This window comes from Alloscardovia theropitheci (assembly GCF_004332295.1).
Lineage (GTDB): Bacteria > Actinomycetota > Actinomycetes > Actinomycetales > Bifidobacteriaceae > Alloscardovia > Alloscardovia theropitheci.
The window spans coordinates 1-1,227 of sequence record NZ_RXLP01000003.1 but is presented as its reverse complement, the minus strand read 5'-3'; the positions used below and the strand labels follow the sequence as shown (position 1 = coordinate 1,227).

Annotated in this window: 2 protein-coding genes; both read right to left on the bottom strand. The window is 43.5% G+C overall.

All coding sequences use genetic code 11. From position 1 onward, the window contains the following. The coding region (locus EJ419_RS01090) for an Mbeg1-like protein (protein ID WP_131283083.1) at nucleotides 1-661 on the bottom strand (661 nt) is incomplete at its 3' end. A 9-nt stretch (nucleotides 662-670) separates the two neighbouring features. Further along, entirely contained in the window at nucleotides 671-1,099 is a 429-nt protein-coding gene (locus EJ419_RS01085; protein WP_131283082.1) for a DUF1310 family protein, read from the bottom strand. Nucleotides 1,100-1,227 lie beyond the last annotated feature (128 nt).

Here is a 1,227-nt window from a genome sequence, read left to right as displayed (position 1 = left end):
GCTTAGTCACATCATGAGTATCCTTGGAACACACGTTATGAACCAGACCCACACTACCCAAGAAATCACTAAAACCCAACGCTATGCTATCTTTACTATCCACATAATTATGAGCTCTACTATTAAGCCTGGCAACCGTTTCACGCTGCTGCTTGTTCAACGTGGAATAAATATTTGGCCCTTCATACATAAAAGCACCACGAATACGAGACGGTTCCCTTGCATTCGCAATCGCATACTGCGCATTCATCGACCCCAACGAATGCCCATACACCTCAAACGACGCCGACTTATGCTCACTCATAACCCGATTCAAACACTGACTCGCCTGCCGCAACTGAGGAGTCACACCTTTAGACCCCGACAAAATCTTATCAGCTATCGGCACATCATTATCCAACCAATCCTTCTGCCATCCCGCCTTACCCGGAGCCTCAGAACCACGAAACAACACCAAATAATGATCCTCATCCGTCTTGACCACATACATCTTCAAACCCGTGGACTTACCATCCACCACCTCATCCAAAGTACCCAAAAGTTTATTGTTAGCACCATAACGAACTTCTTGATGAGTACGAGCTGATTCTTGATCATAGTTTTTATACTCAACCCACGCGATATCTACTCGATCACGTTCAGAAAGATACTCCGATGTCATAAGCAATTCCTAAGCTCCAAGTTGATGAAAAAGATCAGCAGCTTTTCCAGATAAATCTGTGATACGAACCGTAAGTTCTTCCTCTGGATTATTCTTTTCAAATGCTAAACCAATCTCAAGCTCAGCATCACTATTCAATTCAACATTCACCATGATTCCGCCCATGGGATTATGCTCAATCGTATCCGTAAGGATACGATACGATTTAATACGTCCCTTATCCGTTAACGCATTCGGATCCGCAGAGCGTAACTCATCCTCGATGAGTTTTCTGCCCTCGCTACCCATAACAACCGAATACATATACTCACGCTCTTGATTCTGCTGATACCTTATATACACCACACCCCCACCAATAACACCGACACTTACCACGATAGAAACAATAAGAATACACAATTCCCAATGCTTTTTTGCCCATAACCCAAATCTACGCATACCTACTCCTGCCCAATCAAATCCAAGCGTTGAACTTGCTGTGATACCGTCTCACGAATCGCTGATGACGATTTACCACGAATAGAAGAATCCATCATACCCATATCATTATTAACATTCTCTTTCGC